Source organism: Streptomyces sp. NPDC104096, from assembly GCF_055584385.1.
In genome coordinates, this window is the sequence record NZ_JBVJMD010000006.1 from 104098 (window position 1) to 130759 (window position 26662).

Annotated in this window: 23 protein-coding genes and 1 pseudogene; 14 read left to right on the plus strand and 10 right to left on the minus strand. The window is 70.8% G+C overall.

Annotated elements, in window-relative coordinates; all coding sequences use genetic code 11:
- Nucleotides 1–17 precede the first annotated feature (17 nt).
- The 5 genes from ACZ60B_RS09360 to ACZ60B_RS09380 are packed head-to-tail and all read right to left on the minus strand — an operon-like array spanning nucleotide 18 to nucleotide 5110.
- The gene (locus ACZ60B_RS09360) at nucleotides 18–1487 is read right to left on the minus strand and encodes a glycoside hydrolase family 43 protein (protein ID WP_469385410.1); all 1470 of its coding nucleotides are present in this window, start codon (nucleotides 1485–1487) and stop codon (nucleotides 18–20) included.
- The gene (locus tag ACZ60B_RS09365; RefSeq protein ID WP_469385411.1) at nucleotides 1484–2275 is read right to left on the minus strand and encodes an alpha/beta hydrolase fold domain-containing protein; all 792 of its coding nucleotides are present in this window, start codon (nucleotides 2273–2275) and stop codon (nucleotides 1484–1486) included. Before ACZ60B_RS09365 ends, ACZ60B_RS09360 begins: the two co-directional genes overlap by 4 nt.
- Complete coding sequence (locus tag ACZ60B_RS09370; RefSeq protein WP_469385412.1) at nucleotides 2272–3555, minus strand: amidohydrolase family protein; 1284 nt, start codon at nucleotides 3553–3555, stop codon at nucleotides 2272–2274. The genes ACZ60B_RS09365 and ACZ60B_RS09370 overlap by 4 nt, the downstream gene beginning before the upstream one ends.
- Nucleotide 3556: 1 nt before the next feature.
- Nucleotides 3557–4336: an SDR family NAD(P)-dependent oxidoreductase gene (locus ACZ60B_RS09375; protein ID WP_469385413.1), complete on the minus strand. Its 780-nt coding sequence runs from the start codon at nucleotides 4334–4336 to the stop codon at nucleotides 3557–3559.
- A 15-nt stretch (nucleotides 4337–4351) separates the two neighbouring features.
- Nucleotides 4352–5110, minus strand: coding sequence for an SDR family NAD(P)-dependent oxidoreductase (locus ACZ60B_RS09380; RefSeq protein WP_469385414.1), 759 nt, complete (start codon nucleotides 5108–5110; stop codon nucleotides 4352–4354).
- Between the two features lie 129 nt (nucleotides 5111–5239).
- On the opposite strand from ACZ60B_RS09380, the gene ACZ60B_RS09385 reads away from it, so the two are divergent.
- The 5 genes from ACZ60B_RS09385 to ACZ60B_RS09405 all read left to right on the plus strand — a co-directional run bounded on the left by ACZ60B_RS09385 (nucleotide 5240) and on the right by ACZ60B_RS09405 (nucleotide 9866).
- The gene (locus ACZ60B_RS09385) at nucleotides 5240–5815 is read left to right on the plus strand and encodes a carboxymuconolactone decarboxylase family protein (protein ID WP_469385415.1); all 576 of its coding nucleotides are present in this window, start codon (nucleotides 5240–5242) and stop codon (nucleotides 5813–5815) included.
- Entirely contained in the window at nucleotides 5812–6693 is an 882-nt protein-coding gene (locus tag ACZ60B_RS09390) for a fumarylacetoacetate hydrolase family protein (RefSeq protein WP_469385416.1), read from the plus strand. Before ACZ60B_RS09385 ends, ACZ60B_RS09390 begins: the two co-directional genes overlap by 4 nt.
- A 10-nt stretch (nucleotides 6694–6703) precedes the next feature.
- Nucleotides 6704–7570, plus strand: a complete 867-nt coding sequence (locus tag ACZ60B_RS09395; RefSeq protein ID WP_469385417.1) for a fumarylacetoacetate hydrolase family protein — start codon at nucleotides 6704–6706, stop codon at nucleotides 7568–7570.
- Between the two features lie 456 nt (nucleotides 7571–8026).
- Nucleotides 8027–8860: a PIG-L family deacetylase gene (locus ACZ60B_RS09400; RefSeq protein WP_469385418.1), complete on the plus strand. Its 834-nt coding sequence runs from the start codon at nucleotides 8027–8029 to the stop codon at nucleotides 8858–8860.
- A 445-nt stretch (nucleotides 8861–9305) separates the two neighbouring features.
- Nucleotides 9306–9866, plus strand: a complete 561-nt coding sequence (locus ACZ60B_RS09405) for a hypothetical protein (protein WP_469385419.1) — start codon at nucleotides 9306–9308, stop codon at nucleotides 9864–9866.
- A 168-nt stretch (nucleotides 9867–10034) separates the two neighbouring features.
- On the opposite strand, the gene ACZ60B_RS09410 is transcribed toward ACZ60B_RS09405, so the two are convergent.
- The 3 genes from ACZ60B_RS09410 to ACZ60B_RS09420 all read right to left on the minus strand — a co-directional run bounded on the left by ACZ60B_RS09410 (nucleotide 10035) and on the right by ACZ60B_RS09420 (nucleotide 14278).
- Entirely contained in the window at nucleotides 10035–11231 is a 1197-nt protein-coding gene (locus ACZ60B_RS09410) for a hypothetical protein (protein WP_469385420.1), read from the minus strand.
- Nucleotides 11232–11824: 593 nt separating this feature from the next.
- Complete coding sequence (locus ACZ60B_RS09415; protein WP_469385421.1) at nucleotides 11825–13939, minus strand: HelD family protein; 2115 nt, start codon at nucleotides 13937–13939, stop codon at nucleotides 11825–11827.
- A gap of 66 nt (nucleotides 13940–14005) precedes the next feature.
- Nucleotides 14006–14278, minus strand: a complete 273-nt coding sequence (locus ACZ60B_RS09420; RefSeq protein ID WP_469385422.1) for a hypothetical protein — start codon at nucleotides 14276–14278, stop codon at nucleotides 14006–14008.
- A gap of 296 nt (nucleotides 14279–14574) precedes the next feature.
- On the opposite strand from ACZ60B_RS09420, the gene ACZ60B_RS09425 reads away from it, so the two are divergent.
- The 7 genes from ACZ60B_RS09425 (at nucleotide 14575) to ACZ60B_RS09455 (ending at nucleotide 19918) form a co-directional block, all read left to right on the plus strand.
- Nucleotides 14575–14922: a CAP domain-containing protein gene (locus ACZ60B_RS09425; protein WP_469385556.1), complete on the plus strand. Its 348-nt coding sequence runs from the start codon at nucleotides 14575–14577 to the stop codon at nucleotides 14920–14922.
- 452 nt (nucleotides 14923–15374) lie between these two features.
- Entirely contained in the window at nucleotides 15375–15536 is a 162-nt protein-coding gene (locus tag ACZ60B_RS09430) for a hypothetical protein (RefSeq protein WP_469385423.1), read from the plus strand.
- 36 nt (nucleotides 15537–15572) lie between these two features.
- Complete coding sequence (locus ACZ60B_RS09435; RefSeq protein ID WP_469385424.1) at nucleotides 15573–15965, plus strand: hypothetical protein; 393 nt, start codon at nucleotides 15573–15575, stop codon at nucleotides 15963–15965.
- Between the two features lie 226 nt (nucleotides 15966–16191).
- Nucleotides 16192–16812, plus strand: a complete 621-nt coding sequence (gene thpR / locus ACZ60B_RS09440) for an RNA 2',3'-cyclic phosphodiesterase (protein ID WP_469385425.1) — start codon at nucleotides 16192–16194, stop codon at nucleotides 16810–16812.
- A gap of 164 nt (nucleotides 16813–16976) precedes the next feature.
- Entirely contained in the window at nucleotides 16977–18776 is a 1800-nt protein-coding gene (locus ACZ60B_RS09445) for a chitinase (RefSeq protein ID WP_469385426.1), read from the plus strand.
- 256 nt (nucleotides 18777–19032) lie between these two features.
- Nucleotides 19033–19482, plus strand: a complete 450-nt coding sequence (locus ACZ60B_RS09450; RefSeq protein ID WP_469385427.1) for a DUF4395 domain-containing protein — start codon at nucleotides 19033–19035, stop codon at nucleotides 19480–19482.
- Nucleotides 19483–19489: 7 nt separating this feature from the next.
- Nucleotides 19490–19918 (plus strand): thioredoxin family protein, encoded by a 429-nt coding sequence (locus tag ACZ60B_RS09455; RefSeq protein ID WP_469385428.1) that lies wholly within the window; start codon nucleotides 19490–19492, stop codon nucleotides 19916–19918.
- Nucleotides 19919–20091: 173 nt separating this feature from the next.
- On the opposite strand, the gene ACZ60B_RS09460 is transcribed toward ACZ60B_RS09455, so the two are convergent.
- On the minus strand, nucleotides 20092–21129 hold the full coding sequence (locus ACZ60B_RS09460) for an isopenicillin N synthase family dioxygenase (RefSeq protein ID WP_469385429.1): 1038 nt from the start codon (nucleotides 21127–21129) through the stop codon (nucleotides 20092–20094).
- A gap of 317 nt (nucleotides 21130–21446) precedes the next feature.
- On the opposite strand from ACZ60B_RS09460, the pseudogene ACZ60B_RS09465 reads away from it, so the two are divergent.
- A pseudogene (locus tag ACZ60B_RS09465) lies at nucleotides 21447–21575 on the plus strand (acyl-CoA desaturase); the annotation flags it as partial.
- A gap of 139 nt (nucleotides 21576–21714) precedes the next feature.
- Entirely contained in the window at nucleotides 21715–22713 is a 999-nt protein-coding gene (locus tag ACZ60B_RS09470) for a helix-turn-helix domain-containing protein (RefSeq protein WP_469385430.1), read from the plus strand.
- A gap of 142 nt (nucleotides 22714–22855) precedes the next feature.
- Here ACZ60B_RS09470 and ACZ60B_RS09475 read toward each other — a convergent pair whose 3' ends face one another.
- Complete coding sequence (locus ACZ60B_RS09475; RefSeq protein ID WP_469385431.1) at nucleotides 22856–26242, minus strand: S8 family peptidase; 3387 nt, start codon at nucleotides 26240–26242, stop codon at nucleotides 22856–22858.
- Between the last annotated feature and the right edge of the window lie 420 nt (nucleotides 26243–26662).

The following is a 26662-nucleotide window of genomic DNA, read 5'->3' on the forward strand; positions in this document are numbered from 1 at the left end:
TGCCGTTCAATGAAACGTCAGGCGCGTGCGGTGTAGCGCAGCCGGCGGACGATCACGTCGCCCTCGCTCGCGAAGGGGCCGACCACACGGCCGGTGAACGCCTTGGCCGTCTCGAAGCACCAGTGCCGGCCGTCGAGCTCGGCCAGGGTGACCTCGGTGCCGGCCGACCGGGCGGTCAGGCGGATCCGGTCGCCGCCGACCGCGCCCGCGGAGAAGTCGGCGGGCGGCGGCGTCATCGCGAAGGTGAGCTCGACCTCGCCGGTCGGCAGGGTCGCGTGCCAGCTCCGGTCGAAGCCGGCCACGACGACGCGCGCGGTGACCTCGACTCCCGCGGCGCTCGCACGCGCCTCCAGCGCGACGGCGTTGTCCTCCGCATTGCGCAGGGCCAGGCCGCCGGTCCCCGCCCGGACGTCGAACGTCGCGCTGACGGTGGCCGCCAGGTGCCGCTGCCTGCGGCCGAGGAACGCCGGGCGCGGTCCGTCCAGCCCGGTGCTTGCGGCACTGGAGATCAGCAGCCCGCCGGGGACGGTCCGGGCGAACTCGGCCGCCGGCCGGCGCACCGCGATCCACTCGGGGTCGCGGAGCGCCGACGGCGTCGTGAAGTCGTAGTCGACCTCTTCCGGTGGCGACGGCGGCAGGTCGGCCAGTCGGGCCTTCGGCCAGCCGTCCACCCAGTCGACGGTCCCCAGGAAGGTCTCCCTGCCGAGCGGGGAGAACGACTTGGCCAGTCCCACGGGCCGGACGCCCAGGCAGACCAGCGCCGTGCCCCGATCGGTCTCGACCAGGTCCGCGTGACCGAGGTTCTGCACCGGCGAACCGGTGCCTGAAGCCGTCAGGACGGGGTTGGCCGGGCAGCCCTCGAACGGGCCCTCGGGACGCCGTGCGCGGGCGACCGTCACGGCGTGGCCCCGGTCGGTGCCGCCCTCGGCCACCACGAGGTACCACCACTCGCCCCGCTGGTAGAGGTGCGGCCCCTCCGGGGAGTACAGCCCGCTGCCCCGCCAGACCGCCCGCGGCGCCTCCAGGGCCTCCCCCGTGGAGAGGTCGACCCGGACCTGCTGGATCGGGTCGGGGTGACGCGCGAAGGTGACGATCGCCGTGCCGTCCTCGTCCCAGGCGAGATCGGGGTCGATGCCGTCGACCGCCGGAATCGGCACGCCGTCGCTCCACGGGCCCGCCGGGTCCGTCGCGGTGAACACGACGCAGCCGCGGCCGCCGAGGAAGACGGTGACGATCAGGTGGAAGACGCCGTCCCGGTACCGCAGTGTCGGAGCCCAGACACCGCCCGGAGTCGGCACGTGGTCGAGCCGGACCTGTTCGGGACGGGTCGCCACGTGCCCGATCCGACGCCAGTTGCGCAGGTCGGTGCTGTGATGGACCGGAAGCCCCGGAAGGTATTCGAACGACGAGGTGACGAGGAAGTAGTCGTCTCCCACCCGCACCACGCTGGGATCCGGGTTGAAGCCCGGCAGCAACGGATGGCTCATGCCTCCGCCAGGTCGCTCAGGAACCGGATCGCCTGTCGGTGGATGGCCGACGGGTCCTCGGCACCGTCCCAGAAATGGCCGACGCCGGGCACGAGGACGAGTTCGGCGGTGCCGCCCGACGCGATGAGCGCGGACACGAAGGTCGTGCTCTGACCGTACGGCACCATCGTGTCGCTGTCGCCGTGCACGACCAGCATCGGCGGCGCGTCGGCGCGGACGTGGGTGATCGGGCTCGCCTCGCGTGCCAGCTCGGGCACCGCGCCGGTGGGAGCACCGAGGAACAGGGCCTCGCGCGTCTGCGGGTCGGACGATCCGGGCATGGCCGCCAGGTCGGTCACCGGGAACCAGGCCACCACACCGGCCACCTCCGCGCCGGTGAGCGCCGCCAGCAACGCGAGGTGGCCGCCCGCCGAATCACCCCACAGGAAGACCGGGCCCGCGCCCACCCCGTGTTCGGCCAGCAGTCCGGCGACCGCCGCCACCGCGGCCCGGACGTCCTCGACGGCCGCCGGATAGGTCGCCTCGCCGCTGAGGCGGTAGTCGACCGCGGCGACGGCGAAGCCCGCGCGCACCATCGCCGGGTAGAACTCCTCCCGAAGGCGGGGCAGCGGGTGGCGGCGCGAGCCGCGTCGCCACCCGCCACCGTGCACGTGGACGATGACCGCCACCCCGGACTCCGCCACCCCGGACTCCGCCTCGTCGGCGGAGAGCTCGGGCACGTGCAGATCGAGCTCCAGCGGACGAAAGCCCGGGACCGCGCCGTACTCGACGCCGGAAAAGCTCCTCATGCGACGGACAGCGCGAGCTGGCCGGCCCGCTTGTGGAAGCGGCCGCCCTGCATGATGGCGAGAAGGTTGTCGGCGTCCTGGAGCACCGTGACGTCCCGGGTCGGGTCGCCGTCCACGACGAGGACGTCCGCCAGGTGGCCCGGGACGAGGTGACCCACCGGCATGTCGAGCACCTGACCGCCGTAGAGGGTGGCGGCCTTGAGCGCCTCGAGCGGGGTGTAGCCGAAGAGCTTCACGAACAGCTCGAGGTCGCGGGCGTTGCGGCCGATCGGATTGTTCGGGAAGCCGTAGTCGCCACCGGGCAGCACGCGCAGACCGCGCCTGCGCAGCTCGGGATAGAGTCGCGCCATCGCCTCGAGCGACTTCGCCGAGCCCATCTTCTCGGCCGTCGCCGGGTCGATACCGAACTCCTCGCCCTCGTGGACATTGGCCCACATGATGCCGACCGCCGGCGACAGGAAGATCGAGTCCTTCGCCTCGTCGAGCAGGTCGACGGCCTCCTCGTCCGCGTAGGAGCAGTGGTAGATCGAGCGGAAGCCGCTGGTGACGGCCAATTTGATGGACTCGGGGTTCTGGGCGTGGCAGTTGAGCCACACTCCGGACTCGCGGGCCTGCTCACCGGCGGCACGCGCCTCCTCGGCGCTGTACTGCGTGACCATCGAGCCGCCGGCGAAGAAGACGTCGTCGTTGCTCATCAGCAGCTTCACGCTGTCGAAGCCGAGAGCCGCCTGTTCGCGGATGAACTCGCGTACGGCGTCCGGACCGGTCTTCTGCTCCTGCGGGCCGTCGGGACCCATCCGCACCGGGTTGTTGTCCCGCTCGAAGGACGCCGCGCGCATCCGCGGTCCGACCGCCGCACCGGCCTCGATCCGATCCCGCAGGATGACCTCGGTCGGTACCGGAGTGAGCGAGCCCGCCGAATAGGCGCTGGTGAAGCCCTGGTCGAGCAGGATGCGAGCGTTGCGCTCGGCGATCTCGAGGTGCTCGTCCGGCGTCGGCATGTGATGGAAGAAGCTGACGTCCAGCGGCGGGTTGAAGGTCGGATCGATGTGCCCGACCGCCGAAGGGAAGGTCAGGTGGCAGTGGGACTCGACCATGCCGGGCATGACCGTCCTGCCCGCGCAGTCGACGACCCGGTCTCCCGGCCGCGCCGCCACGCCGCCTCCGGCGACCACGGCCTCGATCGTGTCGCCTTCGACCACCACGTCGGCGGTGAACGCCGGCTCTCCCGATCCGTCGAAGACGGCACCGTTGACGAAGAGGACGCGCTGGGCAGTCATGTCAGGCTCCGATCATGTTGTAGCCGCCGTCGGCCACGAAGTAGCTGCCGGTGATGTGGGTGGCGTCGGGTGTCGCGAGGAAGAGCGCCGCGCCGGCGACCTCCTCGGGCCTGGGGATGTGGCGCATCGGTGTCATCTCCCGCAGCTTGTCTCCCCGGCCGGTCCTGTAGTCCTCCCTGCCGAGCATCCGCTCCGTCTCCATGAAGCCCGGCGCGAAGGTGTTCACCCGGACCTTGGGCGCAAACGCCTGTGCGTAGGACTTGGTGATGCCCAGGACGCCGTACTTGGCGGCGGCGTACTGAGGTGCGCGGGCGCTGCCGCGCACCACGACGGTCGAGCCCACGTTGACGATCGCGCCCCCTTCGGGCTGCTCAAGCATGCGTGAGCCGAATTCGTGGGTGCACATCAGGGTGCCCTTGAGGTCGACGGCCAGAGTGTGGTCGACGGCCTCTTCGGTGATCTCCCGCCAGGACATCTGCTCGCTGGCCATGTCGCCCACGTTGTTGACGGCGACATCGAGGCGGCCGAAGTGGTTCCACACCTCGTCGGCCATGCGCTTGATCTGGGCCCACTCGACGATGTCGGCCCTGACCAGGAAGGCCTTGCGTCCTTCCGCCTCGACCCGTTCCGCGGTGCGGCGGGCCCCGGCCTCGGAGCTGCGGTAGTGGATCGCGACGTCTGCGCCCTCTTGCGCGGCACGGACGGCGATCTCGGCACCGAGGCCCGTGCCGGCGCCCGTGACCAGAACGACCCGGTCGGCGAATCGCTGGGGGGAAGTCATGAGAAGTGCTGCCTTTCAGACAAGGGTTCGGCCGCCGTCGACGTACATGACGTGGCCCGTCACGAACGCGGACCGGGCGGAGCTGAGGAAGAGGAGCGGTCCGACCAGGTCGTCGGCCGTGCCGAGACGGCCGGCCGGCACCAGGCCGACCATGGATTCCCGCATGCCGGGCCTGTCCAGGTAGGCGCGCGTCAGATCGGTCTCGGTGTAGCCGGGTGCGATCGCGTTGACCGTGACCCCGTGGGGCGCCCACTCACGGGCCATGACCCGGCAGAGCTGGTTGACGCCGCCCTTGGTCGCGGCGTACGGCGCGTGATGGGCGTGGGCGAGCAGACCGGAGACGGACGAGACGAACACGATCCGGCCGTACCCTGTGTCGACCATCAGCGCGCCCGCCGCCTGCGCCGTCCAGACCGCGCTCTTGAGGTTCACGTCGATGATCCGCTGCCAGACCTCGTCGGGCGTCTCCAGAGCGGGCCGCCGGTCGTTCGTCCCGACGGCGTGGAGGAAGACGTCGAGGCCTCCCAGCGCGGCGGCGGCACCGGCGACGGCCTTGCGGGCGTCCTCGGCGTCGGTGAGGTCGGCGACCCGCGTGTCGAGGCTCACGCCGAGTTCGGCGGCCCGCTCCGTCAGTCCGGCCAGCCGTTCCTCGTCGACATCCGCCACCACCACGCGCGCGCCCTGTCGGGCGAGGGCCAGCGCGGCCGCCGCGCCGATGCCACCGGCACCGGCGACGAGAGCAGCGCGATCATGAAGTCCGAGCCAATCCGTCATGCCGAGCATCCAAGGCGGCCCGGGTGACGCGCACTACAGGTGTTTCATTCACCGGCACACGTCGGGACCGGCATGCCATTGCCCGGCATGCCCGTCGCCACGGCCCGGCGTCCGCCGCAGGGTGGGGGCATGACCCGCCTCCCCCGCCTCACACCCCAGGAACTGGACGCCGCACAACGTGTCCTCTACGACGCCATTGCCGGCGGCCCCCGAGCGAACGGTCCGCAGCTCTTCTCCCTCACGGACGGCGAAGGACGTCTGAACGGACCGTTCAACGCGATGCTGTACGCCCCTGCCGTCGGATCCTCGTTGCAGGAACTCGGATCGGCCCTCAGGTACCGCTCCACGCTGAGCGACCGCGTTCGCGAGACGGCCGTCCTGATCGTCGCGGCGCACTGGGACTGCGCCTTCGAGCGGTACGCCCACGAGCCGATCGGCCGAGCGGTCGGCCTCAGCGATGCCCAGCTCGTCGCCATCCGCTCCGGCACGGCACCGGAGCTGAGCGACCCGGCGGAAGCGGCCGCGGCCGATCTCGTGACGGCGCTGGTGGCGAGCGGCGACGTCGACGACGCGCTCTTCGGCCGCGCCGTTTCATTGAACGGCACGGAGGCGGTGGTGGAGCTCACCACCCTGGTGGGCTACTACGCGACGCTCGCGCTCCAGCTGCGCGTCTTCCGCGTCGGACAACCAGGAGACCCCGCATGAAACTCGTGACCTTCGACAACGGCCAGGTCGGCCGCCTCGACGGCGATGACGTGGTGGAACTCGACGTTCCGTCGATGCGCGACTACTTCGAGCGCGGTGGCGAGGTCGGCGAGACCGGCCGGCGCTTCGCCCTCGCGGACGTACGTCTGCGGGCGCCGATCGTGCCGAAGAAGTTCTTCCACACGGCCGGCAACTTCACCGACCACCACGACGAACTGACCGCCGTCGACTGGTCGCACCCGGTGCACAAGGGCATCGTCTTCTTCCAGAACGTCGACGCGATCATCGGCCCCGACGAGGCGATCGTCTACCCCGAGGGACTCACCGATGAGCTCGACTACGAGCTCGAGCTGGCGATCGTGATCGGCAGGAGCGGCAAGTTCTTCGGGCCGGAGGAAGCCGAGGACTACATCGCCGGCTACACCGTTTTCAACGACATCACCGCCCGCGACATCCAACGCCGTGAGATGCAGTCCGGCGTCTTCTCCTTCTCCAAGGCGATCGACACCTTCTGCCCCGTCGGCCCGTGGATCGTCACCAAGGACGAGGTGCCCGACCCGCAGGCACTCGCCATGGAGCTGCGCGTCAACGGCGAGCGGCGGCAGGCCGGCAACACACGGCAGATGGTGATCTCCATCCCGCACCTGGTGGCCTACCACTCGGCGCAGGGCTACAGCGCCGGCGACATCGTCACCACGGGAACGATCTCGGGGGTCGCGGCGGTGCAGCCCGACCCCTTCGACTTCTACCTCCGACCGGGTGACCGGATCGAAGCCGAGATCGAAGGGGTCGGCACCCTGCGCAATCCGGTGATCGCCTGGAAGGACGCGCACGACAGCGAGCCGTACTCGACCGACCTCTACGGTCCGACGAACTGAGGAGAGCCAGATGCGACTCGCCACGCTGGCCGACCGCGCCGTCCTCCTCGTCGGGGACGGGGCGGTCGACATCGCCACCGCCTCCCACGGCCGCTTCGGCTCCGACCCGATGCGACTCCTCACCGAGTGGGACGAGTTCGTCGCCTGGGCCGGGCAGGCAGAACTGCCCGCCGCGACGCCCTACCGCGAAACCGACCTCGACGCGCCCGTTCCCCGTCCCCGGCAGGTGTTCGCCGTCGCGTTGAACTACCGGCCGCACGCGGCCGAGGCGGGCTACGTCGCTCCCGAGATCCCGCTGCTCTTCACCAAGTTCCCCTCGTGCATAACGGGCCCCCACGCCGAGGTCGAACTGCCCGACGGCAACGTCGACTGGGAGCTGGAGATGGTGGCCGTGATCGGCCGAGCCTGCCACCGTGTCCCGGCCGCCGAGGCATGGGAGGTCGTCGCCGGCCTGACCGTGGGCCAGGACCTGTCCGAACGGCGGCTGCAACTGACCGGCAAGCCTGCCCAGTTCTCCTTGGGCAAGTCCTATCCCGGCTTCGGCCCGACCGGACCTGCCCTGGTCACCCCGGACGAGCTCGCCGACCGTGACGATCTGGCCATCGAGTGCCTGCTCAACGGCGAGAGCGTCCAGGCCGCCCGGACCAGCGAGATGATCTTCTCGGTTCCCCGGCTGATCGAGTTCATCAGCGCGGTCTGCCCGCTCCACCCGGGCGACCTCATCTTCACGGGAACGCCTTCGGGCGTCGGCAACCGTCGGGTGCCGCAGCGCTTCCTCGGCCCCGACGACGTCCTGGTCAGCCGAATCCGAGGTCTGGGCGAGCTGCGCCAGACCTTCCGCTCGGATCCGGAGGCTTTGCGGCCTGCTCCGGCATGAAGTCACCGCCGGGCGCACGAGGGTGACAACCACCGGCGTGCGCCCGGCCGGCCGACGGCGGGCCCGGCGTGCCGTCGTCGACCTCGGCGGCATCACCTGCTGCGACTCCGGCGCTCTCACCGTCCTGATCGCCTGCCGCACCGTCGCCGGCCAGGCCCACGCCGGCATCGCCCCGGCCGCCGTCCCCGAGCGTGTCAGCCGGATCTCCGGCATCGTCGGACTCGACCGTCCAGAGATCTTCTCGGGCACGGCGGGAACAGCCGGTCCGTCCGGCGCTGTTGCACCGGTCGAGGGACGGGGCCGCGCGGGCGGAGCACAGGGATACCGGAAGGTCGTGCGCCGCAGGCGGTCCCGGTTCCTCGGGCCGGGTACGTCCGGCCACCCGATACCGGGGCGGCCACCCGTCTGTCCGCCCCGAGTTCGGACAGCAGCCTTTTCACACCGGAGGACTTTTTCATGAACGACCGGCCCTTGACGCTCATGGCGGTACACGCTCATCCCGACGACGAGGCCACGGGGACGGGAGGCGTCCTCGCCCGCTACGCGGCGGAGGGCATCCGCACGGTCCTCGTGACCTGTACCGACGGCGGTTGCGGCGACGGACCGGGGGGCGTCAAGCCGGGCGAGCCCGGGCACGATCCGGCGGCCGTCGCCTCGATGCGGCGTCGCGAACTCGAGGCGAGCTGCGAAGTCCTGAAGGTCACTCACCTGGAGACACTGGACTACGCCGACTCCGGGATGATGGGCTGGCCGAACAACGACGCCCCAGGATCCTTCTGGCGTACGCCCGTCGAGGAGGGCGCCGCCCGACTCGCGGAACTGCTGCGGCGCTATCGGCCCGATGTGGTCGTCACCTACGACGAGAACGGCTTCTACGGCCACCCCGACCACATCCAGGCCAACCGTGTCACGATGGCGGCGCTCGCGATGACCGCGCCGACACCGAAGGTGTACTGGACGACCGCGCCCCGCTCGATGATGCAGCGGTTCGGGGAGACCATGCGCGAGTTCGGTGCGGACCGGCAGGAGCCGGATCCCGCCGAGGCCGCCGCGATGGCCGAGATCGGGCTCCCCGACGAGGAGATCACCACCTGGGTGGACACCTCCGCTTTCGGCGCTCAGAAGTTCGACGCGCTGGCCGCGCACGCCAGCCAGGGCGAGAACATCTTCTTCCTCAAGATGGGCCGGGAGAGGTTCACCGAGCTGATGGGTGTCGAGACCTTCGTACGCGTCCAGGACACCACCGGCGCGGCCGTGCCCGAGAACGACCTCTTCGCCGGGCTGCGCTGACCCGTCCGCCCGCCGGGGCCCGAGCGCCTGCGGGAGGCTCAGCCGCTGCTCCGCGTCCGGCGACCGGCGTCGCATTCGGCTTCTGTCGGCAATCGGGGCGCCGTCTCGTCCGAGGAACACCCGAACGAGACAGGAGCAACGCCATGAAGCACCGCATCGTCGTACTCGGCGCCTGGTACGCCGGGACCTTCGCCGCCGGGAACCCGGCCCGGCGGCTCTCTCCCCCGCGGGCCGGACCGTCGTCGTGACCGGCGAGGGCGGCGATCGACGCGGGCGAGCCGGCACGGGCGATCGCCGCCGTCGCGTCCGTCCCGGCCGGCGGCGTCCTCGGCGGCCTGCACCTTCGACAGCAGCATTCGCCAGGTCCCGTCCGCCGGAAGGCCAGGCCGTGGAGGATGACCGCTGGGCCAGGTGTCCGGAAGCGTGGGTGGGCACGGATAACGACATGCGGACGGTCGTGGGTGCGATCCCGCGGGAGGTCAAGGACGGGTTCAGGTACGACGAGATCCCTTGGCGGCGGTTCCCGCACTTCCACGGCCCGGGCGAGGAGATCCCCCCTCTCCTCCCCGATCCTGATCCCGAGGTCCGCTCCGCCACCGCCTTCGTCGTGGCGACGGCGACCGGCGGGACACCGCGCATCTCCAGCGCCCTGCACAGCAGGCTGGCCGCGGAAGAAGATCCCGCGGTCCGGGTGAGTCCGATCTTTGCGATCGCCCAACTCGCGCGCGAGGACCGGGACGAGGACGCTCCCGAGTGGGCCCGGGCCCTGTGGTCGGACGCCGCCCAGCTGCTCGGGACGCGCGTCGGCGCCGCCCTCGCCTGGCTGTGCCTGGTCGACGACCCCGTCCCCGACGAACTTCGCGTCCTCCTCACCGACCCCGGTGCCGACCAGCTCGGCGAGCTGTTCCAGCGGGTGCCCTGGATTCCCCCGGTCGACCACATCGACGGACTGCGCCGCTGCACCCACGAGATGCTCACGCCGGATGTCCCCTGGAGGAGCGGTTGACGGTCCTGCTCCACTCGGGTGCCGGCCTCGAACGGGCAGTTCCTGTGTGACCTCGGAGCACGGGAGGGGACGCCGGTGCCGGGGGCAGGCGTGGGATGAATCCGCTTCCCGCCGAGCAGAGGCACCTCCCGTCCTGCTGGGCGGGAGGTGCCCGGGCTGCGTCCGGGGTCAGGCCCGGGTGCGGCGGCGCAGGGCCACGGCGCCCAGTGCTCCGGCTCCGGCCAGCAGGAAGGCGCCGGAGGCCGCGGCGATCGTGGACGTCCCACTGCCTCCGGTCTCGGCCAGCTGCGTGCCCGCCCCGGAGGTGCCCGAGGTCGCGGACGGGGTCTGGGCCGAGGAGGACGGCGAGGCGGAGGCGGAGGCGGAAGCGGTCGGGGTCGGGGTGGACGTGCTTCCGGTGGAGTTCGCCGCGAGCACCGTCAAGGTCGCGCTCTCTCCGCAGAACGTGGTGCCGCGGAACGGGGTCGACCCCTGGTTGACGAATACGCAGGACCGCACGGTGGCCTTTCCGGTGGGCGTGTCCTTGCGGTACGTCACCCGGACCTTGGCGACCGTGGTGCTGTGCGCGGCGAGGGAGGCGTCCTTGCCGATCACGTCGAATCCGTACACGTCGGCCTCGGTGTCCGAGGTGACCGGCGTGAGGGTCTTCCAGGTCCCGGAGCGCAGCACCTGCACGGAGGCGTACTTGTCGGTGATCAGCGTGTCGGTGACGTTCTCGTACCCCGACGCGGTGGGGTTGGTCACCGTGGCCTCGAAACCGACGGCAGGGCCGCCGGCGGTCACGGTCGCCGGGACCCCGGACAGCGCGGTGCTGAGGCCGTCGACCTTGATGGTGTCGTCGTCGGTGCCGGAGGCCGCTCCGGAGGCGCCGTGGGAGACGAGAGTGGTCAGCTTCAGCTGCTGGGTCCCGCCGTCGCTGTCCCCGTTGTGCGGGGTGCCCATGGGCACCCCGATGCGCAGCTGCACGGTGCGGGACTGGCCCGCGGCGAGCGGGAAGGTCTCAGGAACCTCCCCGGAGAACTTCCCGTCGGCGTACGTCAGGGGCACCGTCTTCCACTCCGTGCCGCTGAGCTGGTACTGGAGGCTGACGGCGTTCGACGGCAGGCCGGCTCCGCCGTCGATCCGGTAGCTCAGCCGTGTCGACGAGGCGTCGTAGGCACTGGTGTTGGAGACCTTGGTGGTGAAGGCGACCGGCAGGCCGGCCAGTCCGACCTCCGTCGGCGCGGCCGTGGCGACCGCCAGCGTGGGCGGCTGCGACTCGTCCGCGAAAGCGGCGGGCGCGAGGCCCAAGCCTGCGGCGGCCAGCAACAGGGCAGTCCCCGAAATGGCGACCGACGTACGGGCCTTGCGTGCAAAGGTGTTCAACGAGTCCCCCGGGTGCGTGTGTTGCGCGGTGTCGCTGCGCTCGGCCGTCAGGCAATGTGCCGTGGTCAGGCAATGTGCCGTCGTCATGCGCAGTTAGACCCATCGACCCGGCAGCCAGTTGTGCCTCGCAGTGTGACAGTTCTGTCACCAGAGGACTTGGGCATCCCCTCTTCCGCCGCCGGCAAGGTCCTGGTTGCAGCAGGCAGGGACGGTCGGCGCTGCGGCCGGCTGCCGGGAGAGAAAGGCTTACCGACTGTTCCAGAATGAGCTGGGCGTTCCGACCATGTCCTGGCCGACAAGGCCCACACGTCCCGCGAACACCGCCGCTACCTGCGACGACACGGAATATCGCACACCATCCCCGAACGGTTCGACCAGCGCGGACACCGTCATGCCCGCAGTTCTCGCGGCTCACCGGGTTCGACCGCGAGCGCTACAAGAAACGCAACACCATCGAGCGAGCCATCGACCACCTGAAAGGCTTCCGCGCCGTCGCCACACGCTACGAGAAACGGGCCCACATCTACCTCGGCACCGTCACCCTCGCCGCACTCGTCATCTGGCTCCGCATCAACTGTGCCTGCCCCGAAGAATCATGAAGCGTACTGCGACGGGACGTCGACGGTGATCGTGCACAGCCTCTTGGTGGCACGGGTGAGAGCGACGTACAAGTCGCGTTCGCCGCTGGGGCGGGCCGTGGCGATCTCCTCCGGATCGACGACGACGGTTGCGTCGAACTCCAGGCCTCGGGCCTCGGACGCCGGCACGAGGCGTGCCCATTGGGTGACACCGGCGGCTGCCATGTCCGCGACCCGGGCATCGGCGCAGATCAGGGCCAGCAGGTCACCCGGGTGTACTGCGGCCTGCGCGCGCAGTTCGCCGGTCACCGTGGTGGCGAGGCTGTGCGGGGATGCGGTGAGGGCGCGAGGACGGTCGCCGTGGCGGATCGACCGGCTGGGGGTCTGTCCCGGGGCGATCCGGGCGAGCAGGTCGTGGGTGGTCGCCAGGATCTCCTCGGTGGTGCGGTAGCTGACGGTCAGCGTGTGCAGCGCGAATCGACCGCCGATGTGCGGGCCCAGCGCCTGCGACCAGTCGCCGACCGCCGTTGCGGGGCCGGCCTGGGCGAAGTCGCCCACCAGCGTCATGGACCTGGCCGGACACCGGCGCAGCACCATCCGCCATTGCATGGCGGTCAGTTCCTGGGCCTCGTCGACGACGACGTGTCCGAACGCTCGCTCCGGCGGCCCGTCCACCAGGTCGGTCGCCTCGTCCAGCAGTGGTCCGTCGGCGTCGGTCCACGGTGCGTCGGGAGAGCGCAGCAGGCGCAGACGCTCGTCGTCGGTGAGCGAGGGCAGGTGCGTGGCCAGCGTGTCGGCCTCGGTCAGCAGGGCCCGCACGACCGCTTCGGAGGTCAGCCGTGGCCACAGCGATTCCACCGCTTGGTCGACGTGCGCGTCTCCCCTGAGACTGTCCCGCAGGGCTTCCACGTCGAACCCCCCGGCCTCGGTCGCACCCGCGGCCGGGGTGTCGCCGTCGAAGCCGAGTGCCCGCAGGTCGGCCGCGGCCGCGGCGTCGAGATCCAGGCCCGTACTTGCGGTGATCTCGGCGTCGATGTTCTCGAGGGCCTCGATCGTGCCGCGCTTCAGCGTGGCCGCCACCGCGTCGACCAGATGTTCCTTGAACACCTTCCGCGCCCGGTTGTGCGCCGAGCCGCTCGCCACCGCCGCTGCCGTCGCCGTCGCGACTTCGGTGCCCGTCAGACGGACCCATTCCTGCCCCACTCTGACCGCGAACGCGCCGCTCGGCGGTGCCTGCCGTGCGCGCACCAGGCCCGCCAGCGCCTCGGCCAGCGGAGAAGTCCCCTTGAGCCGGGCGACCTCGCACGGCTCCGTCGCCTCCGGAACCGTCCCGGCCAGCTCCCCGCACGTCGCCAGGACGACGTCGTTCTCGCCGAGCGAGGGAAGCACCTGGGACACGTAGTCGAGGAACCGTGCGTTCGGTCCGAGCACCAGGACCCCGCGACCGGCGATCCGCGGAAACGCGTAGAGGACGTAGGCCGCACGGTGCAGTGCGACGACGGTCTTGCCGGTGCCGGGTCCGCCCTGCACCACCGTCACCCCCTGATGCGGCGATCGGACGATCGCGTCCTGCTCCGCCTGGAGCGTCGCCACCGCCGCACGCATCCGCCCCGTGCGCCGCGCCTCCAGCGCCTCCGTCAACGGCCCGTCGCCGACGATGTCGTCGGCCGCAGGTGCGGATCCGTCCAGCAGTTCGTCGCTCACCGCTCGTACCGCACGCTTGTCGGTCCTCAGGTGACGGCGCCGCCGCAACCCCATCGGGTGGATGGTCGTCGCCGTGTAGAAGGACCGCGCCGCGTCCGCCCGCCAATCGACGAGCAGGGGCAGGTCCCGGTCGGCCAGGTGCAGGCCGAGGCGCCCGACGTGCAGACTTGTTCCGTCCGCGCCGTCGATCCGGCCGAACACCAGTCCTTCCTCGGCATCCTCGAGCCGGCGAAGCTCCCGCGCCAGTCGCTCCGCGGCCACATCGCGCGCGTACACCTCGCCCGCGCTGTCGGCCGACGATCCCACCACGTTCGTCAGCTCGGCCCGTACATCCGCCTCGCGCTCGTCGAGCAGCCCGTACACGGCGGCCACGTGTGCCTGCTCGACTTCGATCTGGCTTGCGGCACTCTCATCGAACTGCGACAACGACAGCCGTCCTCTCGACTCGGCCCTCCACTATGCAGCCGGATCTCCCCAAAGGTAAGGCTTGACTTACTTGTCCGACTCGGCCGGTGGTCCGACCTCCTCACGGAAGGGGATGACCCGCAGCATCTCGTTCAGTACCTCCGACCGGCCGGCGAGACCCTTCATCAGCTCGGGACGGGCCGGCGGGACAATCGGCTCCGGCATCAGACGCGGACAGTCGTGCCCCACGATCGCCGCCCGGCCCGACCAGTGGCCCGTGGCCACCCGCTGCACCGCCTCGAACCCCGTGACCAGCTGCGCTTCCGCCTCACCACCGGGCCGCCGGGACCCGAAGCGCACGAATGGCCCAATGCGTCCAGCATGGAGGGAAGAGTGATCGAAGACGGGGAGGCAGGCCCGGCTCGCCCAGAAGACCGTGCTCGACAATCACCCCTCCCCCACGTTCTGCGCATCACTGCCGAACGACGAAGGGAATGTCATGCCCATGAGGATTCGTCGCATACGCCGGATAACCGTCGCCGTCTGCGCGACCCCGCTCCTGGCGTTCGGCGGTGCAGCCACCGCGGGCGCCGCCACAGTGACCGTTCCCTCGGTTCCCTGTCGTACAACAGACCTCCCCGGGCGAGATCCTGGTCCTGGTCGACGCCGAACGCGCGAAGGTCGGCTGCCCGGCCCTGAAGGTCAACCCCCAACTGACCAAGGCCGCCCAGGAGCACGCCGACGACATGGCGGCGAACAACCTGACGGGCCACACCGGCTCCGACGGTCTCGGCGCACAAGCCCGTATCGACAAGGCCGGCTACAACTGGAGCTCCTGGGGTGAGAACGTCTCCGGACCGGGCTACGACTCCTCGAGGGCCCACGTCGACGGCTGGCTGAACAGCGACGCACACAGGGCGGACATGCTGAGGTGCTCCTTCACCGACACCGGTGTCGGAGTCTCCGGCGACCGCGCGGTCCAGGTCTTCGGGACGCCGGCCTGATCCTGACTCGATCGTCGACCCCGCTGCCGTTCCCAGCGGACGTGACCGGTGGAGGCCGACGCCTTCACCGGTCGTCCGGTGTCAGCCGCGAGCACAACCGGCCCCGACAGGTCCCGCCGTCACCAAGGCCGCCGCTGTACGCCGACGGCGCCTGGGCGGAAGCCGCCCCGGGGATGTGGGCGCAGACACCGTTCGCTGTTCCTGCCTGCCGTTTCGGCCCGGACGCCCCGCCGGGACGACGCCGTTCACCGTCCCTGATCACCGGGGCGTCTCGTTCGGTCTGCATCTGCCGGCGACGCGCAAGATCCTCTGCTTCGAGGCCGAGCCGCCCCGCCGCGCACCTCGTCCCGGGCGGCGACTCCGGCGCGCACGGCTGGTACGAGCCTGTCCTCGACCAGCACGAACAGATCGCGATCGGCTTCCGGAGCGGCGAACTCGTAGCGGCCAGTGCCGTGTCGATGATGCTGAACGACGACGCGCGGCCCGCCCCGCTCGCCGACGTGATGCCCGCGGATCCCGCGAACGTGTGGGAGCCGGGCAACCTCACCCGCGCAGCGGAGCGCATCGCCACGGCCCGGGCGGAGCAGCACGGCGCCCGCCCGCCCCCGCCGTGAAGCACCTGGCAGGCCACGGTCGCGCTGAAGACCCGGATGCCGGCGACCCGCCTGCGCGATCCGGCCCTCGACCCGGCGAACGCGATCCTGCCGCCGGGGTTCCCTCCGCGGGTCCGGCCCGGCACCTCCGAGCACGGTCGTCCGCGCACCGCGTGGGACGCCATGAGCCCCTACGACGCCGAGACGGTCGCGGACACCGTCTGCGCCGCCCCGGCATGGACGTACCCGGGCCTTCCTGCCGTGGACCCCGTACGCGACGGGCTGCCCGGGGTCGTCCGTCTGCGCGAGGTGCCGGCCTCAGGCGACCCGTCGGCCGGGTTCCTTCACCCGGGCCTGATCCGCGGCGGACTGCTGCCGGGCACGCTCCCCATGTCGTTCACCGAAGCCTGGCGGCTTGTCTGCGGGACCCCGGGGCCGACGGCGGCCTGACGATCCGGTGTTGCGGCCGGAGGTCCGCGGCAGCAGGGGTGTCCCACCGGTCGACGAAGGGGCGCGCCGGGGTCGCCCGGGGCGAGCGCGGCTGCGCCGTCGCCGGTCGTGATCGCCGCCGCGGTGGCCGGCACGGCCGCCGCGACCGACCCGCGCCGAGGCTCCGGGTCCTCCGCCCTCGTATCGTCCCTGGAAAGCGACCCGCCGCCCCGACAGGAATTGCGTTGTGACCGATCAGACCCGGCCCGCCACCGTTCGCGTGTTCATCGCCCTCGCGCCGCCCGACCACGCCAAGGAGGAACTGGCCCGGGAACTGCACTCCGCCTACGGCACTCATCCGCAGATGCGATGGAACCGGGTGGAGGACTGGCACATCACTCTGGCGTTCCTCGGAGAGCTGCCGCCCGAGACGGCGCTGCTGCTGCAAGCGCCGCTCGCCGAACTCGCTGCCGGGCGACAGCCGATCCCCCTGTTCCTGCGCGGCAGCGGAAACTTCGACGACCGCGTGCTGTGGAGCGGAGTCGACGGAGACCTCGATGCCCTGCACATGCTCGCCGACGACGTGCGTACCGCGGTCAAGAACTGCGGGATCGTCTTCGAAGAGCGGCCCTTGCGCCCCCATCTGACGCTGGCGCGTGCCCGCCGAGGAGATCGGTCGTCGGCGGGAGAGATCGCTGAGGGGCTGGCTGAATTCACCGGTCTGCCCTGGCCCGCCGAACGCCTGCACCTGGTCGGCAGCAATGCCGGCCGCAGCCGCGGGCCGATCCGTTACCGCGACATCCGGTCGTGGGCTCTCGGCAGTGGCGCCCCCACCGGTTCCCGAGCAGACCGGCAGCTCCCGAGGTGACCGGCGGGGCGCCTCACGGCATGTGGCCCTTCGGAGAGTCGCCCTGGGGGAAGTGAGGGGCGGACGCGGGCAGGGGCTGTCCGCCGCGGGCCTTGACAAACGAATTGGTCTGGACCAAATTAAGCGCGCTCCGCAGTTCAACCACCCCCCACCCGGAGGCACTTGTGGACCGCCCCAGACCTGTCCTCGCCCTGCTGACGACTGCGGCACTGGCCGTGTCCGGTATCGCCGCGCTCACGTCGACCGCGCAGGCCGCCGATGCCGAACTCATCCGCAACGGTGGCTTCGAGGCGGGCCTCGACGGCTGGAGCTGCACGGCCGGCAAGCCGGTCACCAGCCCCGTACGCACCGGCACCTCGGCACTGCAGGCGACCCCGGCCGGCAATGACTACGCGCAGTGCTCGCAGACGGTGACCGTACAGCCGAACTCCCAGTACACACTGTCCGGTTACGTCCGCGGGTCCTACGTCTACCTCGGCGCGAGCGGCACCGGCACCACCGACGTCTCCACCTGGACCCAGGCCGCCTCCGACTGGCAGCGGCTCACGACGACGTTCCGCACCGGCGCGTCCACCACCCAGGTGACGATCTACACCCACGGCTGGTACAACACCGGCGCGTACTACGCCGACGACGTGTCCGTGTTCGGCCCGGGCGCCTCGGCCGGCCAGCCGCCCGCCGTGCCGACCGGCCTGAAGGCGGGCGCCGTCACCTCCTCCAGCGTCGCCCTGTCCTGGTCGGCGGCAAGTGGTGCGACGAGTTACGCGGTCTACCGCGACGGCGTCAAGGTCCAGACGGTGAACGGCACTTCGGCCACCGTGACCGGCCTGACCGCCGCCACCGCGTACACGTTCCAGGTCGCCGGCGTGAACAACGCCGGCGAGTCGGCGAAGTCGACGGCGGTGACGGCGACGACGACCGCGGGGTCGGGCGGCGGAGGATCCGCCGACCTGCCCACCCATGCTCTGGTCGGCTACCTCCACGCGAGCTTCGCCAACGGCGCCGGCTACACGCGCATGGCCGACGTCCCCGACAGCTGGGACGTCATCGACCTGGCCTTCGGTGAGCCCACGTCCACCACCTCGGGCGACATCCGCTTCACCCGCTGCCCGGTCACCGAATGCCCGAACGTCGAGAGCGACGCCGACTTCAAGGCGGCCGTCAAGGCCAAGCAGGCGGCCGGCAAGAAGGTGCTCATCTCCATCGGCGGACAGAACGGACAGGTCCAGCTGACCACGACGGCAGCCCGCGACACCTTCGTCTCGTCCGTCTCGAAGATCATCGATGAGTACGGTCTCGACGGCCTGGACGTCGACTTCGAGGGCCACTCCCTGTCGCTGAACACCGGCGACACGGACTTCAAGAACCCGAAGACACCGACCGTCGTGAACCTCATCTCGGCGCTCAAGACCCTCAAGGCCAGGTACGGCTCCAAGTTCGTCCTGAGCATGGCGCCCGAGACCTTCTTCGTGCAGATGGGCTACCAGTTCTACGGCACGGGCCAGTGGGGCGGCCAGGACCCGCGGTGCGGGGCCTACCTTCCGGTGATCTACGCCCTGCGCGACGACCTGACCCTGCTGCACGTCCAGGACTACAACTCGGGACCCGTCATGGGCCTCGACAACCAGTACCACTCCATGGGCGGCGCGGACTTCCACATCGCCATGACCGACATGCTGCTCTCGGGCTTCCCGGTGGCCGGCAACGCCAACAACGTCTTCCCGGCGCTGCGCCCGGACCAGATCGCGATCGGCATGCCGGCGTCCACCAACGCGGGCAACGGCTACGTCGCCCCGGCCGAGGTCACCAAGGCGCTGGACTGCCTGACGAAGAGGACCAACTGCGGCTCGTACACGCCGCATGGCACCTGGCCCGCCCTGCGCGGCCTGATGACGTGGTCGATCAACTGGGACCGCTTCGCGGGCGGAGAGTTCCAGCGGACGTTCGACAACTACTTCGGATGACGTCGATGCCCGGCTGTGACCGGTCACCCACCGGTCACGGCCGGGTTGGCCCGAATGGGTCGTCGACGTCTGCTCGTGTCCGACAGGTGAGCACTGATTGACCGCAGCAGTGGTGGCTGTTGCAATACCGCCATGCACTCCGGGACGTGCCTGGTGATCAGGGCCCACATCGACTTCGGCCGGGTGTGGTCCGCCGCGTGTCGCTGACCACGCGCCGATTCACATCGTCTCCATTCGAAAGATCCCGGAGTTCGTCATGCCCGACCGTACGCCTGGAACGCCCGTCAGAGTCGACCCACGTGGTCAACGCTTCGCCGCCGTACTCACCAGCCTCGTCCTCCTCCTGGTGCTGGCCACCGGCAGCGGCACCCTGCTCGCGGCGCAGGCCGTCGTCTTCGCCCTCGGTGCGGTCCTGGGGCTGCGCTGGTCCCCGTACGGCTGGCTCTACAGCCGCCTGGTGCGTCCTCGTCTCGGGCCGCCGCAGGAGCTCGAGGACGCCCGGCCGCCGCGGTTCGCGCAGGCCGTCGGCCTGATCTTTGCCGCCGTCGGGGTGCTCGGTTACCTCTCCGGCGCCATCTGGCTCGGCATCGCGGCGAGTGCGGCGGCGCTCGCGGCGGCCTTCCTGAATGCCGCCTTCGGCTACTGCCTCGGCTGCGAGCTCTACCTGCTCACGGTCCGTAGCCGCGCCCGACTGGGACATGGGTGAGGCGGCCGTGAGCGATCCGGCGGGGCTTCTCGTGGCCGTCGCCGTCCTGGTGGCCGCAACCGTCTTCGGGCTGGTACGGGTCCGACGCGACGGCAGGCTGCGCGACACAGCCCAAGGCGACGTACTGCGCCTGTCCTCTGGCGAGTTGGGCGTGACGCTCGGCGAGCGGGCGACGCTGGTGCAGTTCTCGACGGCCCTCTGTGCCACCTGCCCCGGTACCCGCCGTCTGCTGGCCGGTGTGGCTGACGGAACTCCCGGTGTACGCCACGTGGAGATCGACGCCGAGACACGGCTCGAACTGGTCCGCCGCTTCGACGTCATGCGGACACCGACCGTACTCGTCCTGGACCGCACCGGTCGTGTTGTTCGCCGCGCCTCCGGCGCGCCGACCCGGGCCGACGTGGTGTCGGCAGTGGAGCTGGCAGCAGCAGTCTGAGAGGGCGTTGCAGGAAGCCACGGAATCTCCACCGGATGCCGTACCGCGTAGCGGTACGGCATCCGGTGGAGAAGGCCAGAATCCACGGGCTTCAGCCCAAGCAGCAGGTCAAGGGGACATCGCCCACCAGGGTTTCGCTCAGGACGTCGCCCACCAGGTGAGGACGAGCGCCATCACGCGGGGCTGAGCAGCTCCGCGTGATGCCGCTCCGCGACGAGCGGATGCGCCCGCAGCTTGCCCTTCAGCTCGTTGAACCCGTACTCGGCGAACAGGGGATTGGCCGGATCGTCGGTCACGCCGGGGGCGGCGGAGGCGTGCGGGAAGGGCAGCGGCTCCACGCGCGCGTCCAGCCGAGGGTTGTAGAAGAACGGCACGGAGAACCGCTCGACGGCACTGGGCGGCGACACCACCCGGTGATTGGTGGCGACGAGATATCCGTTGGTGGCCACCTCCAGCAACTCCCCGAGATTCACGACGAAGGCACCGGGCAGCGGCGGCACGTCGTGGAACAGCCCGTCCTCCCGCTGCACCTGAAGCCCACCCACCTGGTCCTGAAGCAGCAAGGTCAGGAACCCGTAGTCCTTGTGGGCTCCCACCCCCTGTTCGGCCCCGTTCCCCGCATTCCCCGGATACCGCACCAGCTTCAGATGCGGATGTGCCCGCTCCCCGAAGACCGAGTCGTAGAAGTCGGCGGGCGCCCCGATCGAGGCGAGCAGTTCGTGCAGCAGCTTCTCGGCGACACCACTGAGCCGCTCCATCCACCGCAGGGCGGCCACCCGCAGCTCGGGAAGCCCGGCCGGCCACTGATTGGGCCCCTCCAGCCACCAGTACGCCGGTTCGCCGGGCCTCGGCACCCGCGCGGGCCGCTCGGCCCCGATGTCGAGCTGATCGCGCCAGTCCTGCCGCCCGCCGGTGCGCTCGTCGCCAGTCCTCGTGTACCCCCGGAAGTGCGGCGAGTTCACATTGTCGATCGCGAGCCGCTCGGCCTCCGTCAGGGCGAAGAACCGCCGCATGGCGGAGAGCAGCCCCTCGGTCTCCTCCTCGCTCACTCCATGCCCCACGAGCTGGAAGAAGCCCACGTCATGGGCGGCACTGCGCAAGTGGCTGTGCAACAGCGCCCGGGCCTGCGGCCCTCGGTCGGCGGCGGAGAGGTCGATGATCGGCAATTGCCGGTACGACGGCGTCGCAGTCGTCCGGATCACGTTCGTCATGGTGCATCCGCGGGTGTACGGGGTCCCGCGCGCCCGCCATGGGTGAGCTGGCGCAGGGGTGCCGGGTGGACGGAGAAGAGGAAGCGCAGGCGGCTGTGAACCGCAGAAAACACAGAAGCGCGAGACCGCGCAGAGAGGCCGGACGGCTCAGAGGAAGCGTCGACAGCCCATGCTTGTGACGCGGACGTAGTCCACGTGGCGGCGTCGAACGAGCGCAAGCATGTCCTCAGCGTACTGCCTGGCCGAAGATCCGTACGTGACGCGCATCACGCACGGGAAACTCTGCGGAAACGGGCCCGGAAACGCAGACGACCTGGGCATGCGGGCACTTCCTCAAAGGCGTGCAGGTCCTCGAGCGCCGGCCGATCAAGGGCGAGACCCGCGGCCAGTGGTACCTGCGCCGGACGATGGGCTCGGCGACCATCAGCGGCAGCAGGGCCATGCACCACCGACGACAACCGTCGTGGTGTCCGGTCGCGGGGGTGGTGGAATCATGCGCCGGGCCGACGGCGTTGTCCCCACGGCAACCGTCATCCGCACGGGAACCCCGGCGAAGACGGTCCTGACGGTGAGAAAGGTAGCGGCATGCTGGAGACGGTGGGCCTGACGGCCGACGAGAGCGAGGTGTACCGCCTGCTGGTCGCCACCGGGACGGCGTCCGCCGAGGACATCTCCGGCCGCTCGGACCTCGACGTCGTGACCGCGCTGCTCCTGCTGCGCGCGCTGGAGCACAAGGGTCTGGCGTCGGCGGTCGAGGACAATCCCGATTGGTTCACGGCCGTGCCTCCGCAGGTGGCCCTCATGCCCCGGCTCCAACGCCACTTCGACGCCTTGGAACAGACCCGGGCCGCCGTCTACGAACTGGCGGAGACACACCGCCGCAGCGCATGGGCCCGGAGCACGGGCGAGACCGTCGAGATCATCACCGGCGCGGCGGCACTGCGCCAGCATCTGCGCCAGCTCCAGCACGGCGCCGACCGCGAGATGATGTGGTTCGTGAAGGCCCAGTACGTGGCCATGTCCCCGGAGAGCAATCAGGAAGAATTCGACGCCCTGGACCGGGGCGTGCTCTACAGGGCCCTGTACGAGCAGGCGTACTTCGACGACCCCGACGCCGTGGACTACGTCGTCAAGGGTGTGTGCGCCGGCGAGGTGTCCCGGGCGGTGCCTCTGCTGCCGCTGCGGATGGCGATCGCCGACCGCTCGGTGGCCATCCTGCCGCTGGCCACCTCGGCCACGTCCAGCAACCCCCGGGAACTGCGGGCCGCGGTGGTGCGGGAGAGCAGTCTGCTGGACGCGCTCATCGCCCTGTTCGAACACCACTGGGAGATCGGTGCCCCGCTCCGGGTGACCGAGGAGGGCCAGATCGGCGGCGCGGGCACCGCGGATGCCGCCTCGCCGGTCGGGGAGGACCGGCACCTGCTCTCCCTGATGGTCGCCGGCATGACGGACGACGCGATAGCCGGACAGCTACGGATCAGCAAGCGCACCGTCCAGCGGCGCATCCAGGGCCTGATGAGCCTGGCGGGCGTCGCGACCCGTATGCAGCTGGGCTGGCACGCGGCCCGCCGCGACTGGCTCTGAGCACGGCGGACGCCCCAACGCGCACGGACAGGGCCCACCGGACGTGTCCGGTGGGCCCTGTCCTGTTCGTCCGGCCACTGCGGCCGAGCCGTGCTCCTCGCGGAGGCGGTGGCTCAAGGACGTGGCTGCTCCGCGAAGGCGGCTAACTGAGCAGGTAGCCCTTGATGACGGTCTCCTTGAAGGAGTTGCCCGCCGCGTCCTCGACGTGGACGCGCAGGCTGACCGAGCCGCCCGCGGTGCGGCGCGGATGCTCCACGGTCACGGTGCGCTCCATGCCGGAGCCCTTGACCCGCACCGACTGCCAGGTCTTCCCCTCGTCGAAGGAGACCTCGGTGGTGAAGACGCGGATGGGCGACGCCGGGGCGCCGGTCGTCCGCTGGATCAGGACCGGGATGTCGAGCGTGCGGCCGGCCTCGGCCCGGTTCCACTCGTCCAGCTTCGGCGACATACGGACCGCGTACAGCGGCAGCGCCTGCCGGGTCGTCGTGGTCTGCGACCGGAACCGCCATTCCGCCCGCACATTCGTGGAGACGGAGCTGGGGGCCATGTCACGGTCGTTCTCGACCGTCAGACGGTAGTCGGCGGGGGTGGTGTCGGCCGGGACGTCGCTCATGCTCCAGTCCTGGGAGACCAGCTCGCCGTTGCGCCACAGCTTTACCTCGGGCAGGCCGGAGGTGGTGTCGGCCACCAGGTCGAGGTTGCCGTTCGCGGCCGACTGGAAGGGCCGGTACATCGTGTCGCCCTCTCGGAAGGCGGCCATCTGGGACGAGAGGCCCACGGCCTGGATCCCGCCGTTCCAGCGCTCCTCGACCTGGGAGCCGGCCTTGTAGCCGTGCAGGTCGCTGAGGTAGCTCTGCCCGTGCGCGTCCGGGTCGAGGAAGCTGTTCTGGTCGAAGGCCGTCTGCCAGCGCAGGCCATCGGCCGCCGAGAAGTAGTCGACGCGCCGGGCCGGGACCGGAATACCCTCCATCGCCCGTCCGCTGAAGCGCACGTCGCCGACGTACGTCCACACGAGGCGCATGGCCGTGGTGCCCGGCGTGGTGGCGGCGAACGTGGTGTTCACCCTGGCCAGCTCCGACGTGCGGGGGTTGTAGGCGGGGTCCGCCGGGATGGAGCCGTGCACCGGTCGCGTGAGGTAGTAGACCGAGGCGGGGTTGCCGTCCGCGCCGGCCGGGTCGCCCCAGACGCTGGTGACGAGGTAGGTGAACTTCGAGTCCTCGTCTCGGGCCGTCGGCACCGCGTACACGCCGTCGATGTGGTCGGTGCCGATCGCGTTGTACATGGTGACCGAGAGCAGCTGGTCGGCCATGCTGATCGTGCCGATCTCGGCCGACATGATGCGCGCGGAGCGGCTCGGTGCCGACACCGTGACGGGCTTGGCCTTCCGGGCGTCGATGGTCACCTGCCGGTCGGCGCTCATCACGACCTTCGGTACGCCCACGATGATGCCCTCGGTGAAGGAGGCGTCGAAGTAGAAGCCGCTCACCGAGTAAGTGTCCTTCGGCAGTCGCACCACCGTGCTGCTCCTGCCGAGCGCCTCGACCTCGTACTCCTTGCCGTCGGCCGAGTTGACCAGCAGGTAGGCGTTGTCGGGGGCGGCGCCCGTGCGGCTCTTCATGCCGATGCGCAGGTCGTAGGACGGCTGCTCGACGTCGATGCCGAACGGGACGCGCACCGACACCTGGTGGTCCGCGGTGCTCGCGGTCACCGCACCGCTGTAGGCGGCGTAGGCGGTGGTGGCTTCCGGGGTCGCGGTGAGGGTGACGGCCGCCGTTCCGTGCGCGGGCACGGTGACCGTGTCGGCGCTGAGCCGGAACAGGCCGGCGGGAGCGGGCACGTCCTTCTTCCCGCTGCTCGGGTTGTCCTTCAGCTGCAGGGTGACCGGTTCGGCGCCCGGGTTGCGGTAGGTGATGGTCCTGGTCACCGGGGGACGCGTGCCGTCCGTCCAGCGGATCCGACCGAAGTCCAGTGCGGTGGTGTCGGCGGTGACGTCCTGGTCGACCGCCCGGGCGACGTCGACGCGTCCGGCGCCCTGGAGGTAGGCGCCGTGCTCCTTGGCGCCGGTCGCCGACTGCATCAGCCGGCGCTTGACCTGCTCCGCCGTCCAGTCGGGGTGCTGCTGGAACAGGATGGCGGCGGCTCCGGTCACATGGGGTGTGGCCATGGACGTGCCGCTCATGGCGACATAGCCGTCGTCGGCGGTGGTGCCGCCCGCCCGCGCGGCGACGACGTTGACGCCGGGGGCGATGATGTCCGGCTTGAGGCCGGAGTCGCCCACCCGTGGGCCGACCGAGCTGAAGACGGCGACGTCGTCGTCCTCCTCGGCCGCGCCGACGGCCAGCGCCCGGTCGTCGGAGGCGGGCGAGGAGACCTTGCCGGGACCGCTGTTGCCGGCCGCGGCCACGACCAGCGTGCCGTAGTCACGGGTCACGGTGTCGACCATGGCCTCCAGGGCGTCGGTCTCCGGTGTGTCCGTGTCGCCCAGACTGAGGTTGATCACCTTGGCGCCGTGCTGGGCGGCCCAGGCCAGTCCCTCGACGATGTTCGAGTTGTCGCAGTTGCCGTCCGCGGTGCACACCTTGCCCGACAGGATCTGCACACCGGGTGCCACACCCTTGTACGTGCCGTCGGAGGCCGCGCCGGAGCCGGCCACCGTGGAGGTCACATGGGTGCCGTGACCGTTCAGGTCGTCGGTGTCGGGCTCGGTGGTGAAGTTCGCGGACTCGGTGACGAGGCCCTTGAGGTCCGGGTGGCCGGGGTCGTAACCGGTGTCGAGTACGGCGACCTTGACGCCGGTGCCGGTGTAGCCCTTCGCCCAGGCGTGCGGGGCGCCGATGCGCGGCACCGTGCTGTCGAGCTGGATCCTGGAGTGGCCGTCCAGCCAGATCCGGCGCACACCCGCCCCGAAGGACCTGGCGTCCGCCCGGCCGGGGGCGATGCCCTTCCAGAACCCGGCGGCGTCCGCGCGGTGTTCGCCGAGGGTCGCGAAGGGGGTCCCGCCGATGGGGCGGACGGTGTCGGCTCCGGCGGCGGTCAGCTGTCGCCGGGCGGTGCCCGCGTCCCCGGTGTACTCGACGATCAGCGGCAGGCTCGACCGCTGCGCGTACTTGCCCCGGACCAGGGCGGAGACGTTGAACAGCGCCTTGTCGAGGCGGCCCGTCGCGAGCAGCGGGAGCGTGTCGGCGGGTATGACCGTCCAGTCGCGGCCGGCCTGGCGCTTGATGAACGCGACGCGTTCGCGGCCCGGGGCGGGCTCGACCGACACGCTCTGCCTGCCCGAGGCGTCCGTCTCCAGCGTGACGCGGTCGCCGGTGATCAGGGTGAGCTGGTGCCGGGAGGTGATCGGCGACCGGGCCGCTGCGGTCTGCGCGGTGGCTTCCGTTCGCCCTGGGTACGGGCCGAGCTCCTGAGCGGAGCCGGGGACGGCGGTCAGACCGGCCACAAGGGCCACGAGGGCGGCGGCCACCGCCGTATGCCGGGGACGGGGAGGGCGGATCCCGCGGCTCCACCTGTTGTTCATGTCTCTCATGGGAGGACAGCGTGGTGCCGTCGAGTGCCGAGGTCAGCAATTTGCCCTGTCCACCAGGCGTCAAGTCACCTTTACGCCAAGCCCCATAACGCACAATGGGGGCAAGGTGACCAAGTTGGCGGCCCGTGGACGAACCGAACGAGCCACTCCCCGATCGGTGTCGTTCGGGGCCTGGGCGTATGGGTTCGGCGCTCTCGCCGGTCCTGCGAGGACCATGGCCGGACGGGTTCCAGGTCCCGGTCGCCCCGCAGACGCTCGACCTTCATTCGCATCAACGCGAGGTGCGGGACGGGCAGTTCCTCGTCCGCATGCTCCAGCCAGGGGGCCGCGATGAGCGAGGCGAGGGTGCATCCGGTCCCAGGCGCATCGATGACGTGAGAGCGCGGGGCCGCCGCACCTGACGTCCGCCCCGGCGGGGGA